Annotated in this window: 13 protein-coding genes; 6 read left to right on the forward strand and 7 right to left on the reverse strand. The window is 63.5% G+C overall.

Annotation, left to right across the window (positions count from 1 at the left end):
• The first annotated feature begins 138 nt into the window (after nucleotides 1-138).
• Nucleotides 139-1,422: a cell division protein PerM gene (locus O148_RS0111675; RefSeq protein WP_026531064.1), complete on the forward strand. Its 1,284-nt coding sequence runs from the start codon at nucleotides 139-141 to the stop codon at nucleotides 1,420-1,422.
• 112 nt (nucleotides 1,423-1,534) lie between these two features.
• On the opposite strand, the gene O148_RS0111680 is transcribed toward O148_RS0111675, so the two are convergent.
• Complete coding sequence (locus O148_RS0111680; RefSeq protein WP_026531065.1) at nucleotides 1,535-1,981, reverse strand: hypothetical protein; 447 nt, start codon at nucleotides 1,979-1,981, stop codon at nucleotides 1,535-1,537.
• 39 nt (nucleotides 1,982-2,020) lie between these two features.
• On the opposite strand from O148_RS0111680, the gene purN reads away from it, so the two are divergent.
• Nucleotides 2,021-2,587, forward strand: a complete 567-nt coding sequence (gene purN, locus O148_RS0111685; RefSeq protein ID WP_026531066.1) for a phosphoribosylglycinamide formyltransferase — start codon at nucleotides 2,021-2,023, stop codon at nucleotides 2,585-2,587.
• A 118-nt stretch (nucleotides 2,588-2,705) separates the two neighbouring features.
• Here the strand turns inward: purN and O148_RS0111690 are convergent, their stop codons facing one another.
• From O148_RS0111690 to O148_RS0111715, 6 genes are all read right to left on the reverse strand, one after another.
• Complete coding sequence (locus tag O148_RS0111690; protein WP_051620151.1) at nucleotides 2,706-4,088, reverse strand: MFS transporter; 1,383 nt, start codon at nucleotides 4,086-4,088, stop codon at nucleotides 2,706-2,708.
• A 157-nt stretch (nucleotides 4,089-4,245) separates the two neighbouring features.
• Nucleotides 4,246-5,472 carry a substrate-binding domain-containing protein gene (locus O148_RS16335; RefSeq protein WP_169737534.1) on the reverse strand — a complete coding sequence of 409 codons (1,227 nt, stop codon included), beginning with the start codon at nucleotides 5,470-5,472 and terminating at the stop codon, nucleotides 4,246-4,248.
• Nucleotides 5,473-5,476: 4 nt separating this feature from the next.
• On the reverse strand, nucleotides 5,477-6,667 hold the full coding sequence (locus O148_RS16340) for an ABC transporter permease (RefSeq protein WP_075204357.1): 1,191 nt from the start codon (nucleotides 6,665-6,667) through the stop codon (nucleotides 5,477-5,479).
• A complete protein-coding gene (locus O148_RS0111705; protein ID WP_026531068.1) occupies nucleotides 6,664-8,226 on the reverse strand; it encodes a sugar ABC transporter ATP-binding protein in 1,563 nt (520 codons plus the stop codon). Before O148_RS0111705 ends, O148_RS16340 begins: the two co-directional genes overlap by 4 nt.
• Nucleotides 8,227-8,237: 11 nt before the next feature.
• Entirely contained in the window at nucleotides 8,238-9,029 is a 792-nt protein-coding gene (locus O148_RS0111710; RefSeq protein ID WP_051620153.1) for an IclR family transcriptional regulator, read from the reverse strand.
• Entirely contained in the window at nucleotides 9,026-9,940 is a 915-nt protein-coding gene (locus tag O148_RS0111715) for an SMP-30/gluconolactonase/LRE family protein (protein ID WP_026531070.1), read from the reverse strand. The genes O148_RS0111710 and O148_RS0111715 overlap by 4 nt, the downstream gene beginning before the upstream one ends.
• A 174-nt stretch (nucleotides 9,941-10,114) precedes the next feature.
• On the opposite strand from O148_RS0111715, the gene purH reads away from it, so the two are divergent.
• The 4 genes from purH (at nucleotide 10,115) to O148_RS0111740 (ending at nucleotide 15,204) form a co-directional block, all read left to right on the forward strand.
• On the forward strand, nucleotides 10,115-11,836 hold the full coding sequence (gene purH / locus O148_RS0111720; protein ID WP_084157281.1) for a bifunctional phosphoribosylaminoimidazolecarboxamide formyltransferase/IMP cyclohydrolase: 1,722 nt from the start codon (nucleotides 10,115-10,117) through the stop codon (nucleotides 11,834-11,836).
• 707 nt (nucleotides 11,837-12,543) lie between these two features.
• Nucleotides 12,544-13,764 carry an NADP-dependent isocitrate dehydrogenase gene (locus tag O148_RS0111730; protein ID WP_026531072.1) on the forward strand — a complete coding sequence of 407 codons (1,221 nt, stop codon included), beginning with the start codon at nucleotides 12,544-12,546 and terminating at the stop codon, nucleotides 13,762-13,764.
• An 88-nt stretch (nucleotides 13,765-13,852) separates the two neighbouring features.
• A complete protein-coding gene (locus O148_RS0111735) occupies nucleotides 13,853-14,620 on the forward strand; it encodes a helix-turn-helix domain-containing protein (RefSeq protein ID WP_026531073.1) in 768 nt (255 codons plus the stop codon).
• A gap of 110 nt (nucleotides 14,621-14,730) precedes the next feature.
• Nucleotides 14,731-15,204 (forward strand): DoxX family protein, encoded by a 474-nt coding sequence (locus tag O148_RS0111740; RefSeq protein WP_026531074.1) that lies wholly within the window; start codon nucleotides 14,731-14,733, stop codon nucleotides 15,202-15,204.
• The last annotated feature ends 634 nt before the right edge of the window (nucleotides 15,205-15,838 follow it).

The following is a 15,838-nucleotide window of genomic DNA, read 5'->3' on the forward strand; positions in this document are numbered from 1 at the left end:
GGCGCGTGGTCGCCTTCTTTCGCGTCGGTGAACTTTGCGCGAATAACGTGGGTGCGTCGGTGGGCGCGGGTCGCCAAAGTGGGCGCGCTCGGCGTGGGATTCGGGGCTGGGGCGGCTGAAGATGGCACGATGGGTTCGATGAAACTTCCCCAACGCAAGAGCGGCAAGCCGTGGCTCTCGATGCCGCTGTGGCTTCAGGGTGTCGTCGAAGCGATCCTGATCAATTTGTGCATCGCCGTGGTGCTCATTGCGCTCATGTTTTGGCTGGGGTTGAGCGGGGCCGTCGGCGCGCAGGATGCGATGAGCGCGCTGGTCTTGGCGGGGCAGTCCTGGCTGTTGTTGCACGGTGTGCCGCTGGAGCTCTCGATTCGGATTGCCGGGGATGACCTTTCCGGGACGCTCTCGCTCATCCCGCTCGGGTTGACGTTGCTCTTGATCATCCCGTGGTTTTTCGCTGGGCGCCGATTGGCGCGGGCCTCGTATGAGAAACAGTTTTGGCAGCCGCTGTTGGCTGCGGCCCTGGCGCAGGCGCTGATCGGCTTTGCGACGGCGACGGCGTGCCGGAATGAGGTCGCTTCGGCGCCGCTGCTGGCCGGGACCCTGGTTCCTGTGGTGGTGGCTGTGGTGGGCATTTTGGCCGGGGCGTACCGCGAAGCCGGATCGTGGGACCGGATTATTGGGGTGAATGCCGCCGATTGGGTTGCCCGGACGAGCCAGTACTCGCGGTGGGCCGGATCCTATGTGTGGGCCGGGGTGCAGGCCGCCTTTGTTGCGGTGCTGTGCATTATTGGGCTGTCGGCGGCGCTGTTCGCGGTGATGTTGGCGGTGCACTGGGCGGATATCGTCACGATTTACGAGCGGCTGCAACCCGGGCTTGCCGGCGGGATTGTGCTGACTCTCGCGCAGTTGGGGTACTTTCCGAATCTGATGACATGGACGATGGCGTACTCCTCCGGCGCCGGGTTTTATGCGGGGACGGGGAACTTGGTCTCGCCGCTGAGTACCCAACTTTCCGAGCTACCTGCCGTGCCGGTGCTGGCCGCGATCCCCGAGAGCACCTCGATCTATGCGTTGGCGGTCCTGGTGCTCCCGGTGATTGCCGGTCTGCTGGGCGGCTGGTGGTTCTACCGCGCCGGTGAGAATCACCTCGATGAGTGGCTGTCGCTGAAAACCCGCGTGCGATGGTTGAGCTGGTCGGTTTCCAGTCTGGTGGCTGGGGTGCTCATGGGGTTTGTGGCGATGCTTTGCACGTCGCTCATTGCGTGGCTCGGCTCTGGCGGGGCCGGGTTCGGGCGGCTCGCTGACTTCGGTGCCGACCCGTTACGCACCGGGGTATACCTCGGGGTGGAAGTCGCCTTCGGGGCGTTTATCGGCATCATGCTGGGGCCGTGGATGGAGAACGAGCGGCACCACTGGGACTGACCTCCCGCCCCGCTCCCGCTCTCGTACCCCTCCCCGCGTTTCGCATCCCCGTACCGCATTTTACGAGGCGCATACGGCTCAATTTTTGCTGTACGGGGATGCGAAACGCGGGCTAGGGGCGGGTCACGCCAGAGAGCTTGTTGAGCTTGTCCATCAGTTCCGTGGTGCACGCCTCCCGGCTGGAATCGGTCAGCGCCTGCGCGACACACTGCTCATACGGCGCGGTATAAATAAACATGGCGCTCCACGCCCCCAAAACCACCATCAGCAGCAAATTGCACGCAATCAGCAGGCTCACGCCAATCCGGAACAGCGCACCAAAAGCGACACCGCGCGCGGTGATCAGCGTAATGATAAAAAGCACGACGGCGCCCATCGCCGTGAGCACGCCAGTCGCCTTGAGCGGCAATTGCAGAAAATAGAGCGCCACGAGAGTGAGTGCCGAGAGGATTGTCGCGGCAATGGCGAATTTGCGGGCGCGCTTGCCCTCGGGGGAGTCGATGGCGCGTTGCGGAGTGCGGCTCGAGGCGTCGGGGTGGGGCGGTGCCGGTTGAGACATGATTCCAGCTTAGGCGCTCGCAAGCCCTAGTCTTGACTCATGCGCATCGTAGTCCTGGTATCCGGCTCCGGTACCAACTTGCAAGCCATTATTGACGCTGTCGCTTCCGGGGAACTCAATGTGGAGATTGCCGCCGTGGGCTCGGACAGGGTAGGGACGTACGGGGTGGAGCGTGCACGGGCAGCGGGAATCGATACCTTTGAGGTGAACTTCAAGGACTTTGCCGCACGCGCCGAGTGGGACGCGGCGCTTTTGTCCGCTGTGCAGCGATATGAGCCAGATGTGGTGGTGTCCGCCGGTTTCATGCGCATTGTGGCACCGAGTTTTATCGACGCCTTTCCCAACCGTTACGTCAATACGCACCCGGCGCTGTTGCCCTCATTCCCGGGTGCGCACGGCGTGCGGGATGCGCTCGCCTACGGTGTGAAGGTGACCGGGTGTACCGTGCACTACGCTGATGCGGGGGTCGATACCGGGCCGATCATCGCCCAGGCCGCCGTCGCGGTTCAGGCGGGCGATACCGAAGAAACCCTGCATGAGCGCATCAAAGTCGAAGAGCGGCGCCTCCTGGTGGCAACACTCGGCGAGCTCGCGCGCTCGAGGTGAGCATCGCCGTCGTACATCCCTCGCCTCCTCTCGTTTCGCATCCCCGTGCCGCAAAAATTGACCCGTATACGGCTCTGAAAATGCGGTACGGGGATGCGAAACGAGGGGGGGAGGGGAGCTAGCGGAGGGCCTTGGCGCGGGTCTCTGGCGAGACGAATGCCATGATGACCACCGCGACCAGGACCATCGCACCGGCGACCCAGAAGGAATTGGCGAGGCCGATTGTCGGCCAGAGCGCGGTCGCGAAAATGAGCGGACCGAAGCCGGCGCCGAGCCGCGAAAATGTCGACGCCCAGCCGAAGCCGCGGCCGCGCAGGTCGGTGGGGTAGAGCTCGGACACGTAGGCGTAAAGCACCGGGATCGCGATTTGGATGACGAAGCCGAAGACGAGGAGCCAGGTCACGGCGGCCGGGGGAGTGCCGAGCGAGTAGGCGACAATCGCGAGCAGCGCGGCCGAGAGCGGGCCGGTTATCGCGAGGATCCATTTGCGGCCGGTGCGCTCGACGAGTACCGCGGCGACGACGACCCCGAGCAACCCCACCGCGGCCATGGCGCCGTTGGCGAAGAGTGCGGTTTGGGCCTGCATCCCGGCTTCGATCAGGATGCTCGGCATCCAGTTCAGCGCTAAGTAGTAGACCAGCAGGATGGTCAGGAAGAGCAGCCAATTGGAGGCGGTGACGCGCCAATTGAAGCGCCAGATTTCGCTGAATTGGTCGGTCAGCGTACGCCAGGTGAACCGTGGCGGCGCTTCCGCTGGGGGCAGAGTGTACTCGGTCGCGGGTGCGCCGGTGTCTTTGACGAGCCGATCGATGACTCCGCGGGCGGCATCGGGTTTGCCCTTGGATAAGAGGAAAAGCGGGGACTCCGGGACGCTGCGTCTAATCCAGAACACCATCAGGGCCGGGATCACCATGACCACCAGGATGAGCCGCCAATTAGAGGTGAACATCTGGATGAGCGCGGACACAAAGAAACACAGCGCCGCGCCGATGGGCCACCAGCCGTCCATCGCGGTGAGGACCTTGCCGCGTTGTTTGGTCGGTGCAAATTCGCCAACCAGGGCGTAGTCCACCGGGATCGCGCCGCCGAGCCCAAACCCGGCAACGAACCGGAAGATGCAGAACCACAGGAAGTCCGGGGCCAACGCTCCGGCGAGCGTAAAGACGGAGAAGACGAGCAGGGTTGCGCTGAAGGCGGCCTTGCGACCGATCCGATCCGCAATGGCACCCCACACGAACGCGCCGAGCGCCATACCGACGAGGTTCGCCGTGGACAGGAGCCCTGCGGTCGGCCGATCGAGCGCCCACTCCTTGGACACGAGCGGTATCAAGACGCCATTGAGGGTGACGTCCCAGGCGTCAAACATGAAGCCGAGGCCGCCGATGAGGAAGATGCGGCCTTGGACGCGCCAACGCCACGGCAGATTTTGGACAACGTCGGCCGCCGTGGGCAGGCCGGTTCCGGGCGCGCCAACGCTACCCGAGGAGACGTGCGAGGTCATGGCTCCACCCTAGACCCTTCCGGTGCCCGATGCCCGATCGAGTTGCGCGCCGTGACGCGCCCCGACCCGCACCGTTCATCCGCCAATTGCATTTTCATGGCGCAATTGCCGGATGAAAACGCAATTAGCGGATGAACGGCGGGAGAGCGCCGGGAGGTCAGCGACCCCAGACCCCCAGGTACACGTCCCGGTACCCCGAGTTCGGGTCGAAGACGTCGCCCTTGGGTGCATTCTGCTGGGTGATCAGCCCGGGGCTTGCCACAAAGTCGCTCGGTCCTTCCCCGGCCAGAGCCCGGTTGATTTCGTCCACAATCTGCCAACCTTGCAGGTACAGCGGCTCTGCCACGGTTGCCGCTTGGTAATTGCCGGTGCGGATCCGCTGGAACTCGGCCGGATCCCCGTCCCCGGCAGCCACCGACTTGGGCGGCCCGCTCGCCGGTTTCCCGGCCGCACGCAACGCCTGCTGCGCGCCGCCGAAATAATTGCCGTTGATACCCAGCAAATAGGTGAGCTTGTCCCCGTTGTTTTGCAGCAGCGTCGAGATCAGCCCGGGCATCCGCTGATCCGCCTCGGCAATCGGCGAGTCCTCATAGCTGAGAACCGAACACCCAGAACACGCCTCAATGTACTGGCGCATCGCATCCGCCTTTTGCACCGCGATCTCATACTGCCCGTCGGTGAAAATCGCCACGCCCGCGGTGCCACCGGAGTCCGCGACCGCGTACGCCGCCGCCAACTGGGACACCTTGATCGGGTCGGTCGTGATGTTCGTGAACAGCCCGTCGCCCGGCCCGGCGGCGGCCTTCGCGTGCCAGCCCACCACCGGGATCCCGGCGTCGGTTGCGCGTTTGATGGAACTGGCCTGCTCCTTGGTATCGAAACCGCCAATCACAATCGCGGCCGGCCCCGCGGCAATCGCCTGATTCATCGCGTTGGAGCGGCCCTGCGCGCTGGCCTGACCGTCATACACGTTGACCGTCCAACCGATCGCTTTGGCCGCCTCCTGCACGCCGGTCGCCACCGCATTGATGCCGCCGTTAGAGAGATCCGAGCCGACAAACGCGATCGTCGCGCCCTCTTGCTGCGCGCTCGGCCCGCTCGCCGGCGGCTCAAAACCGGTGCGCCCGGCGAGGCTCTCCTGCACCATCTGGCGCGAGGCCGCCACAATATCGCCGTCCGGAATCAGCTGGGTTTGCGGCCCTTGCGAACCCTGCTCGGCCTCCGAACGCTGGTTCGCCTCCCGCACCGTTTCACTATTGCAGGCGGCCAGGGGCAGCAGAAGAACGACGGCGATGCTCGCCACCAGCGCGCGGGTCCAGTTGCGCTGTGCTCGCCTGGGTGCCGCGGGTGCTGTTGCGGCTGTGGGAGAAGTTGAGCGTTTCATGGTGTCACCGTCCCTTTTCCGTCTCGGTTGAGTTGCCGTGGGTATCTGGTTCGCCCGGGCTCGGGCGAGGTGCGCGCGGTGGTGATTCATCGCCGTCGGGCATCACGGTGGGTTCGGTGAGATCCGTTCCCGGGTCTCCTGCCGTTGCTGCCGCGCTCTCATTGGTGGTGACCGCCGAGGCGGAGGCGAGGCGCTTGCGGGAGGCGAGCGAAGCGATGGTGATCGCCGCGACCAGCGTGAGGCCGTTGAAGAGCGGCTCGAGGAAGAACTGGCCGGGCAAGAGCTGTTGCAGCCCGGAGATGCCGATGGTCGCGATCGCGACGCCGAGGATGGTGCCAAGGGCGTTGACGCGGCCCGGTCGGATGGTCGTGGAGCCAAGGAATGCCGCCGCGAGGGCCGGGAGGAGGTACTCGGGGCCGATGTTCGCTTGTGCGACGCCCGCTTGGCGCGAGGCCAACAGGATTCCAGCGACCGCCGTGAGCATTCCGGAGGCGGTCATCGCGAGGATGACGTAACGGCGGCGGCGGATGCCGGTGAGTTCGGCCGCTGCCGGGTTCGCGCCGACCGCATACAGGTAGCGGCCGACCGGCATGAAGTCGAGGAAGAGCCAAATTAGCACGCCCAGGGCGAGCGCGATGATGAAGGGCCCTGGGATGGGGCCGAGCGACCAGGTTGCCAGCGCGTCGAAGGCGACTTGGCGGTTGCCCTCGGAGTCGGTGACCTGCTTGCCGCCGGTGTACCAGTAGGTGACCGCGTAGATGACCTGGCCGGTGGCGAGGGTGGCGATGAACGCGTCGACTTGCGCGAGTTCGACCAAGAGCGCGTTGAGCAGGCCGACGATCGCGCCGCCAATGAGCGTCATCAGGATCACCAGCCGGTAGTCGATGCCCTGGATTTGCCAGGAGAGCGACATGACTTGCCAGAGCCCGACGCCATAGCCGACGGAGAGGTCGATCTTGCCGGCGACCATCGGGAGGGTCACGGCGAGCGCGAGAATCAGCAACACGGATTGGCCGGAGGCGAGCAGCTGGAAATTGAGCAGGCTCGCAAAGGTGTCCGGTTTCAGGATCGCGAAGATCGCGAAGAGGACGATCGTGAGCAAGACCATGCCGTAAACGGTGTAGAGCTTGCGGAACCAGGGCGCTCCCGGGGCCGGTTCCAATGCCGTGGATTTCAGGGATGTGTTCATGCTCATGATGCTTCTCCTGTGGTGGTGACGCTCTCGAGGTCGGAGGCGGCGGCAACGAGATTCGGGACGGTGAGTTCGGTGCCGCTCAGTTCGGCGACGACTTGGCCGCGGCCAAAGACAATGGCGCGGTGGGCGATTTTGGCGACTTCTTCCATGTCGGTGGACACCACGACGGCACTGGTGCCGTCCTTTGCGGCTTCGGCGAGGATGGCGTAAATGTCGCTCTTGGCGCCGACGTCCACACCCATGGTGGGTTCTTCTAAGACGATGAGGTCTCTGCCGACGCCGAACCAGCGGGCCAGGATGACCTTTTGCTGGTTGCCGCCGGAGAGCGTGTCCAAGGACAGCTCGGGGTTGGGCGGGCGGACGCCGAACCGGGTGATGTGTTCCATCGATTCGCGGTCCTCGGTTTTCCGGCGCTTGGGGTTCAGGCCCCTCCAGCCCCACACCCGCGGGTTGAGGTACAGGTTCTCGGAGATGCTCATCCCGGGCGCGACCGCCTCGGTTTCGCGGTTGGAGGTGGCGAAGCCGACGCCTTGGAAGACGGCGTCGTGGACGCTGTCTGGTGTATACGGTTGGCCATTGAGGCGCATCCCGGGTTGGGCGTTGGCGCGGCCTGTGCTGGGGACGCTGAGTGTGCTGGGTGTGCTTGCTTTGGGTGTGCCGGTCTTCAGTGCCCCGGCAATGGCGCGCCCCACGTGCTCTTGACCGGCGCCGCGCAGTCCGCACAGGGCCAGAACTTCACCGCGATGGACTTGGAAGCTCACCGGTCCCACGTCTCCAACGGTGAGGTTGTCGGCTTCCAGGGTGAGCTCTTCTCCGGGTTGTGAGAAGTCCGGGTCGGGGGCGTCGCGGCCGACAATGAGTTCGACGAGTTCGCCGTGGCTGAGCCCGGACACCGGGCGCTGCGCGACCACCCGGCCATTGCGCATAATGACGGTGCGAGAGGAGATTTGATAAATCTCATCCAGGCGGTGGCTGACGTAGATCATGCCGACGCCGCTATTGCGTAATTGGTGCAGCACCTCAAAGAGGCGGTCCACGTCATGGTGGGGGAGCGACGCGGTCGGCTCGTCCAGGATGAGCAGTTTTGGCTTGGACATGAGCGCACGGGCAATGGCCAACAGGCTGCGTTCGGCGCGCGGTAAGTCAAAGACGCGGGCCTCCGGGTCGATGCCGCCGCCAACGTTCGCGAGAATCTCTTCGGCTTGCGCGTTCAGTTTGCGTTGGTTAATGAGTCCGAAGCTGCGGGGATATCCCATGGTGAGTGCAATGTTTTCGGCCACCGTCATCCATTCGGTCAACCCCAGGTTTTGGTGCACGATCGAGAGGCGGTCACGGGCACCGGGTGCGCCGAGTTCCTGCCCTGCAAGTTTCATGCTGCCGGAGTCCGGTTTGTAGACGCCGGCGAGCATTTTGATGACGGTGGATTTTCCGGCGCCGTTCTCGCCGAGCAGGGACACGATTTCGCCTTGATTCACGTCGAAGGAGGCGTTGTCCACCGCGCGGGTAGCGTGGAAGGACTTTGAGAGGTTGTCGACCTGTAAGAGAGGGATCTCGCTCATGTCTGCTGCTTTCAGGATTGGGAGTCGGCGATGACGCCCAAGCGGTTGGCCAGGATGGTGAGGTCTTTTATGAGTGCGTCTTTGAGCCGCTCGGTGATGCGTGCGCTGAGCAGCGTGGTGCTGACGGCCTGGGGACGGTTGGCGTTCGGGACGCTGACACTGAGGCAGAGCACGCCGACGGTGTTTTGTTCGTCATCGAGCGCCCAGCCGCGGGCTTTGGTTTTCACCAAGTCTTGGTAGAGCGCTTGGTGGGTGCGGTGGGAGCGCGGCGTCACGTGCGGCAGTTCCGGGTAGCGCTCGAAGAACTCCTCAATTTCTGCGGGTTCCAGTGCTGCCAACATGGCTTTACCGAGAGCGGTGACAACGGCCGGGAGCTTGCGCCCGATATCGCTGGCGAGCCGGACGCTCTGTGTGCCGTCGCGCCGGGCCAAGTAGAGCACGTCCGGTCCGTCCAGGGTGGCCAGCAGCGTGGTTTCGGCCCGCAGGTGGGGAAGCGAGGAGGCAATGTCCCGGAATTGGGTCATCAGGTCGGTCCCGGAGATGGCGCTCTGGCCAATTTCTAGCGCCTTGTAGCCGATGAGCCATCCGGTGCCGCTGCGCCGCAACATGCCAACCGCCTCCAGCGACGAGATCAGGTTTGACATGGTTGAGCGAGCAAGCCCCAACTCGGTACACAGTTCCGAGGCGCGCACCGGCTCGTTGCTGGCCGCGACGGCCTCCAGCACAGCTACCGCACGGACCACCGCGGGAACAGTCACGCCCGTGAGGGCGTTCGCGATGGGCTGTGCGGAGGACGGGTTCATGACCGCCACCGTGAACTCGCGTCCCGCACCCGGGTGGGGATGCGGTACAGGCTGGTGGTCGCCACGATAAAGAGGTCGGTGCCTTCCGGGCCGCCAAAGGTCAGATTCCCCACCGTTTCCGGGACCTCGATGACACCGAGCAGTTCCCCCTCCGGGGAGAAGACCTGCACCCCGGAAGCACTAGAGGAAAACACGCGGCCGTCCTCGTCCACCCGAATGCCATCGGCAAGTCCCGGCGAAATCTCGGCGAACACGTGACCACTCTCCAAGGTGGGTGGCCCGCCTGGGTGTGCAACGACGTCGAACTTCATGATGTGGTGGTGACCCGTGCCATCGGTGCGCAACGCGGCCGAAGTGTCGGTGACGTAGAGGATGCGCTCGTCGGGGCTGAAGGCGAGCCCGTTAGGTTCCTCCATGTCGGTAATGACGGCGCTGAGGGTGCCGTCGGGGACGAGGCGGAAGACGTAATTGCCGCCGTATTCGGGGGTGCCGAGGTGGCCTTCGTGCGCCTGGGTGATGCCGTAAGGCGGGTCGGTGAACCAGATGCTGCCGTCGCTGTGGACGATGACGTCATTGGGGGAATTGAGGCGGTGGTCGCCGAAGCGGTCGATCAGCGTTTCGAGGTGGCCGTCCCGCTCGCGCTCGATGGCGCGGCGCCCGTGCGAGCATTGGATGACGCTGCCGTCTGCGGCGAGGGTGCGGCCGTTGGCGAATTCGACGTCGGTTTGGTAGACGGTGAGCTCGCCGGTGTCAGCGCTCCACTGGAGGATGCGGTTGCCGGGGATGTCGCTGAAGCGCAGCGTGCGGGTGGCGGGAATCCAAGCGGGTCCTTCGCCCCAGGTCGCGCCGGTCGCGAGGCGTTCAAGTGTCGCGCCGGGGGCGAGAATATCGGCGAGCGCCGTGGTGGACATGGAAACCTCCTTGTTCCCGAGTGTGCTGCGTCCGTGTTGAGCGGTGTCTTTACTGGACGGTTTCTATACTGAACACCCGCTCGGGCCGCGGCACAAGCCCCTAGTTCGAAATTTCGAACAACATTCTGAACTGTTGTCTGGCGGTCGGTACACACCGGTTGCCCCATCTAGCGGATGAGCGCGCCACACAGCGCCACACAGGGTCACCACCCATCACCACCCACTTCCCGACAACGCACCTCCGCACCGCCCACTACACTTGTCTCTGTGACTGACACCGCCCCCGCCGAACGTTTGCCCATCCGCCGCGCCCTCATCTCGGTCTATGACAAGACCGGCGTCGAGGAGCTCGCGATCGCCCTCGATGCCGCGGGCGTCACGATCGTCTCCACCGGCTCCACCGCCCAGCGCATCAAGGACGCCGGCGTCCCGGTCACCGGCGTCGAGGACGTCACCGGCTCCCCGGAAATGCTCGACGGCCGCGTCAAGACCCTCCACCCCCGCGTGCACGCCGGAATCCTCGCCGACCGCCGCAAGCCCGAGCACGTGCAAACCCTCGAGGACATGGACATCGAGGCCTTTGACTTGGTCGTCGTGAACCTGTACCCGTTCGTCCAGACGGTCGCCTCCGGCGCAGCGCAAGATGACGTCGTCGAGCAGATCGACATCGGCGGCCCCGCCATGGTGCGCTCGGCCGCGAAGAACTTCCACTCGGTCGCGATCGTGGTGGATCCCGCGCGTTACCCTGCCGTGGCGGACGCCGCGCAGTCCGGCGGCTTCACCCTCGCCGACCGCCAGCGCCTGGCCGCCCGCGCCTTCGCGCACACCGCGAGTTATGACAACGCGGTCGCCTCCTGGACCGCGCAGCAGTTCCCCGATCTGAAGAACGACGGCGATGCCTCCTCCTACGCGTGGCCCGCCTATGCGGGGGTGTCCTTGGAGCGTGCCGAGGTGCTGCGCTATGGCGAAAACCCGCACCAGCCGGCAGCTCTCTACGTGACCCAGGGAGCGCCCGCCGGTATTGCCCAAGCCGACCAATTGCACGGCAAGGCGATGAGCTACAACAACTACGTCGACGCCGATGCCGCGCTACGGGCCGCCTTTGATTTCACCGAACCCGCGGTCGCGATCATCAAACATGCGAACCCGTGCGGCGTGGCCGTGGGCTCGCCGGATGCGACCGATCCGCTCGCCGACGCGTACCTCAAGGCCCACGCCTGCGATCCGGTCTCAGCCTTTGGCGGCGTGATCGCCGCGAACCGACAGGTCACCGCGGACATGGCTCGCGGCGTAGCGGAAGTGTTTACCGAGGTGGTGGTGGCCCCGAGCTTTGAGCCGGAAGCGGTCGACATCCTCTCGGCGAAGAAGAACATCCGGCTCCTAGCTCTTCCCGATGGATACTCGCCGGTCGAAACCGAATACCGCCAAGTGTCCGGCGGGATGCTCGTGCAAAAGCGCGATGCGATTGACGCCGATGGCGACTCCCCATCCTCGTGGACGCTCGCGGCAGGCGAACCAGCCGACGCGGCAACTCTTGCCGACCTGGACTTTGCTTGGCGTGCGGTCCGGGCGGCCAAGTCTAACGCGATTGTGCTCGCCAAGGACGGTGCGACGGTGGGCGTCGGCATGGGCCAAGTGAACCGCGTGGATTCCTGCAAGCTCGCGGTGGAGCGCGCCAACACGTTGGCTACGGATGGCGCCGAACGGGCCCGCGGCTCCGTTGCCGCCTCCGACGCATTCTTCCCGTTCGCCGATGGTCTGCAAATCCTGATCGATGCGGGCGTGAAAGCGGTCGTCCAGCCCGGTGGGTCGGTGCGAGATGAAGAGGTCGTCGGGGCCGCCAAGTCCGCTGGCATCACGATGTACTTCACCGGGACGCGCCACTTCTTCCACTAGTTTCGGATGGTGCGATACCCGCTCTCTGGCTTCGCGGAGAGGGCGACAGTAAACGGCGACGCCCTGACTAGGCCGCGTTGTCCGCGGTGGAATTCTCAAGGACCGCCACGAAGGCAGGAATCGACTCGTCAGCGCTAACCTCAACCACCCACTTTTCGCACCGATGCGAACCATCGTTGAGGCCACTTACGGTCCAATCCCCGTGCTCCGTGACGCATTGAGCGAGGTCGATGGAGCGGAGCTTGTTTTCGTCTATGGATCCAGGGCGGCTCGACGCGCTGGGGTTGCCGGTCCGTTCCCTAACGACATCGACGTACTCGTGGTTGGCACGACGCCCCGTAGAGTGCTCGCGGACATCGCCACATCAGCGGGCGATAGGTTGGGGCTACCGGTCAACATCACTCGGGTCTCTCCTGAGGAGTGGACCTCGAATGAACCTTCGCCCTTCTTATCTACCGTCCAGTCAAAGCCGACAGTCAACGTGGTGACCGGGGAACTACATGAGTAAACGCTCGGGCGAAATTGAAGCCATGATGAGAAGCGGCCAGCTCGAAAGGGTTGAGCCCAATCCTCAACATGCAAAGGATCTGGTCGACGTCGCCACACGGCACGTCGATACTGCACCCCAACCCCTGAATTTAGGCCTCAGCCCCCGAAATATGGCATAGTTGACGGTGGAAATCCCTGGAAATCGCATAGGAGCAACCGTGTCAAAAATCAAGGTTGACAACCCCGTCGTCGAACTCGACGGCGACGAAATGACCCGCATCATTTGGCAGTTCATCAAGGATCGTCTGATCCACCCGTACCTGGATATTGACCTTAAATACTATGACCTCTCGATCCAGAACCGGGACGCTACCGATGACCAGGTCACCGTTGACGCTGCGAACGCCATCAAGCAGTACAACGTCGGCGTCAAGTGCGCCACGATCACCCCGGATGAGGCCCGCGTCGAGGAATTCGGCCTGAAGAAAATGTGGGTTTCCCCCAACGGCACCATCCGTAACATCCTCGGCGGAGTCGTGTTCCGCGAGCCCATCATCATTTCCAACATCCCGCGCCTTGTCCCGGGCTGGAACAAGCCGATTATCATTGGCCGTCACGCGCACGGTGACCAGTACAAGTCCACCAACTTCAAGGTCCCCGGCCCCGGCAAGATCACCATGAGCTTTGAGCCCGAAGACGGCAGCGAGCCCATGAAGTTTGACGTCGTGACCATGCCCGAAGACGGCGGCGTCGCCATGGGCATGTACAACTTCAACGACTCCATCCGCGACTTTGCCCGCGCGTCCTTCAAGTACGGCCTGAACCGCAACTACCCGGTCTACCTGTCCACCAAGAACACCATCCTGAAGGCCTATGACGGCCAGTTCAAGGACATCTTCCAGGACGTGTATGACACCGAGTTCAAGGAAGAGTTTGAGGCCCGCGGCCTGACCTATGAGCACCGCCTCATCGATGACATGGTTGCCTCCGCCATGAAGTGGGAAGGCGGTTACGTCTGGGCCTGCAAGAACTACGACGGTGACGTCCAATCCGACACCGTCGCCCAGGGTTTCGGTTCGCTCGGCCTGATGACCTCCGTGCTCATGACCCCGGACGGCAAGACCGTCGAGGCCGAAGCCGCGCACGGCACCGTGACCCGCCACTACCGCCAGCACCAGCAGGGCAAGCCCACCTCCACCAACCCGATCGCCTCGATCTTCGCGTGGACCCGCGGCCTGATGCACCGCGGCAACCTGGACAACAACCAGGAACTGGTGAACTTCGCCGAGACCCTGGAAGACGTGGTCATCAAGACCGTCGAATCCGGCAAAATGACCAAGGACCTCGCGCTCTTGGTCGGCCCCGAGCAGGAATGGCTGACCACCGAGGAGTTCCTCGGCGCGATCGATGAGAACCTCAAGGAGCGCCTCGCCGCCTAAGCGCGCAGAGCCCGCAAGCGCACGGCCCCGAACCGCCAACGGTTCGGGGCCACTGCTTTAACCGCGCTCCCTTGGCTAGGCTGGCACTATGGAAAACGGCTTCTCGCAAGACCTCATTGACCTCGGCGCCGGCTTCATGAGCTCTGGTCTGATGGGCCAAAGCGATCGCGACCGCGGTTATCCGCGCGGCAGCACCTACATGCGCGGCCGCCTCGCGGCGCTCGGCGACATTGACGCCACCCAGGCGGTACGCACCTTAGGCATTTTTCCCACCAAAAACGTCGCGTATGTTTGGAGTACGACGGCGGATTGGTCACCTCGGGACGCAATGCTCACCTATCAACGGATTGCGGGGGAGTGGGCCGACTCGCACCTCGGAGACGACATTCCAGGCGAAGTGCTCGACGCCGTGGAAAAGGTGCTGGCATCAGCAAATGCGCCGGAGGACACAATTTTCGCGTCGTGGCACGATGCCGGAGACGATCAACTCAGTGGCGACCGGCAGCGTTTTTACTGGGACGTGGTGCAACTTCGTGAACTGCGCGGGTTGCGACACTTCCAAGCACTCGAAGAACAGGGGCTCACCCCCGATGTTGCGGTAGTCCTGAACGAGAGGCAAGAGCCAACCCCGTTCTTAAAGTTCGCTGGATACGATGAGGAGGCGTCGGCGTCGTTGTTCACGCGCGCGGAGGCCGTCGAGAACTCAAAGGCGCGCTGGGAGGCGGCCGAAGCGGCCACCGACGAGGCCTTCGAGCGTGACCTCGCGGTGCTGAACGAGGGCGAGCGGGCGGCCGTCGCCGAGGCAATATCGGCGCAGATGAGACGGGTGGCCGAGCAACGGCTTCACGGTAAGTGACAGGTTCCCGTGTGAAGAATCATGGCGGGGTCGTGAACCGCCCCGGCGGATGCTTCGTTTAGCCTCTTGAGAATGCGGCGTGTGCCGCGTGTCGCTTCGAGAGGATAGACATGAACCTGCCCAAGAACCCGACCGTGAAGACCCTGGGCATTGGCCTTTTGATTGTGCGCGTGAGTTTCGGGGTGCTGATGATGATTCACGGGGTGCAGAAACTCCCGGATGTCCCGGGGACGATCGCTGCGGTTGCCGGGATGGGCTGGCCGGCGCCGGAGCTGTTCGCGTGGCTGACGATCGCCGGTGAAATTGGGCTCGGTTTCTGCTTGGTTCTTGGGGTTTTTGTGCGCATCGCCGGTGCATTTACCGCGTTGCTGTTTGCCGCGATCTGGCTAACGACCTCCCTCGGCAAGCCGCTGTTCACCGACGCGCCGGGTGTGACGGGGGAGCTTGCGCTGGTCTATTTTGTGCTGGGCTTCGCGTTCATGTTCATTGGGGCCGGGCATATTCGGGCAGATCGGGTTCTGGTGAAGGAAGATCCGTTGATTGAGGCGTCCGAGGTGCGTGAGCAGGAGCTCATTCGGTCTTAATTCCTGCGAGGGTGACAATGCCATAACGATGCTTTGGTTTTGTTTTGGATGGGTTCCTTTCTGGGGAGTAGATGCTTAGCCTCGAGCTATCTTCGAAACCTGTCGGAGAGAAGAATCGAAAGGAAGTTTCCATGCGGACAAAGAAGTTCATTGTCGGACTGATTGCGAGCATCGCCTTGGCGACGGTATCTGTGTTTGGTGGCATAAGTGCCGCTGGCGCGTCAGGCACATCCACGGAGTGCAAACCCGCGAAGGTAATCTGTAGGGAATAGATATGCAACTTTAAACTGATGGTGGGGCGGCCGGATAAATCCGGCTACCCCACTTTCGCGAGTTAGTACCAGTAGCCCGGAGGTGGAGGCGGAGGATAGGGAAGACCTCCGCCTCCGCAACTAGGTCTCACTTCAGCAAACGTCAAACTTGATGTCGATGAGGAGATCTTGCCGCCGAACGGCATGCAAGGTAGCCCGCTAGAGGCAACTACGGACGTAGTGGTAATAGTCAGAGCGGATATAACGGTCGCCAGCGCCAAGGCTGCCGTCAAACCAATGGGGATAGCGATCCTTCTAAATCGTGGCAACATTGTCGAACCTCCACTTTCAACGTGAATGATTACGGTGTCGTAAGTCTAGAC

Source organism: Haematomicrobium sanguinis DSM 21259, from assembly GCF_000688395.1.
In the GTDB taxonomy this organism is placed as follows: Bacteria; Actinomycetota; Actinomycetes; order Actinomycetales; family Micrococcaceae; genus Haematomicrobium; species Haematomicrobium sanguinis.

What these genes read in the sequence shown, in the direction of transcription:
- O148_RS0111675 (WP_026531064.1), top strand. Translation starts at nt 139, where the DNA reads ATGAAACTTCCCCAACGCAAGAGCGGCAAGCCGTGGCTCTCGATGCCG.
- O148_RS0111680 (WP_026531065.1), bottom strand. Translation starts at nt 1,981, where the DNA reads ATGTCTCAACCGGCACCGCCCCACCCCGACGCCTCGAGCCGCACTCCG.
- purN (WP_026531066.1), top strand. Translation starts at nt 2,021, where the DNA reads ATGCGCATCGTAGTCCTGGTATCCGGCTCCGGTACCAACTTGCAAGCC.
- O148_RS0111690 (WP_051620151.1), bottom strand. Translation starts at nt 4,088, where the DNA reads ATGACCTCGCACGTCTCCTCGGGTAGCGTTGGCGCGCCCGGAACCGGC.
- O148_RS16335 (WP_169737534.1), bottom strand. Translation starts at nt 5,472, where the DNA reads ATGAAACGCTCAACTTCTCCCACAGCCGCAACAGCACCCGCGGCACCC.
- O148_RS16340 (WP_075204357.1), bottom strand. Translation starts at nt 6,667, where the DNA reads ATGAGCATGAACACATCCCTGAAATCCACGGCATTGGAACCGGCCCCG.
- O148_RS0111705 (WP_026531068.1), bottom strand. Translation starts at nt 8,226, where the DNA reads ATGAGCGAGATCCCTCTCTTACAGGTCGACAACCTCTCAAAGTCCTTC.
- O148_RS0111710 (WP_051620153.1), bottom strand. Translation starts at nt 9,029, where the DNA reads ATGAACCCGTCCTCCGCACAGCCCATCGCGAACGCCCTCACGGGCGTG.
- O148_RS0111715 (WP_026531070.1), bottom strand. Translation starts at nt 9,940, where the DNA reads ATGTCCACCACGGCGCTCGCCGATATTCTCGCCCCCGGCGCGACACTT.
- purH (WP_084157281.1), top strand. Translation starts at nt 10,115, where the DNA reads ATGAGCGCGCCACACAGCGCCACACAGGGTCACCACCCATCACCACCC.
- O148_RS0111735 (WP_026531073.1), top strand. Translation starts at nt 13,853, where the DNA reads ATGGAAAACGGCTTCTCGCAAGACCTCATTGACCTCGGCGCCGGCTTC.
- O148_RS0111740 (WP_026531074.1), top strand. Translation starts at nt 14,731, where the DNA reads ATGAACCTGCCCAAGAACCCGACCGTGAAGACCCTGGGCATTGGCCTT.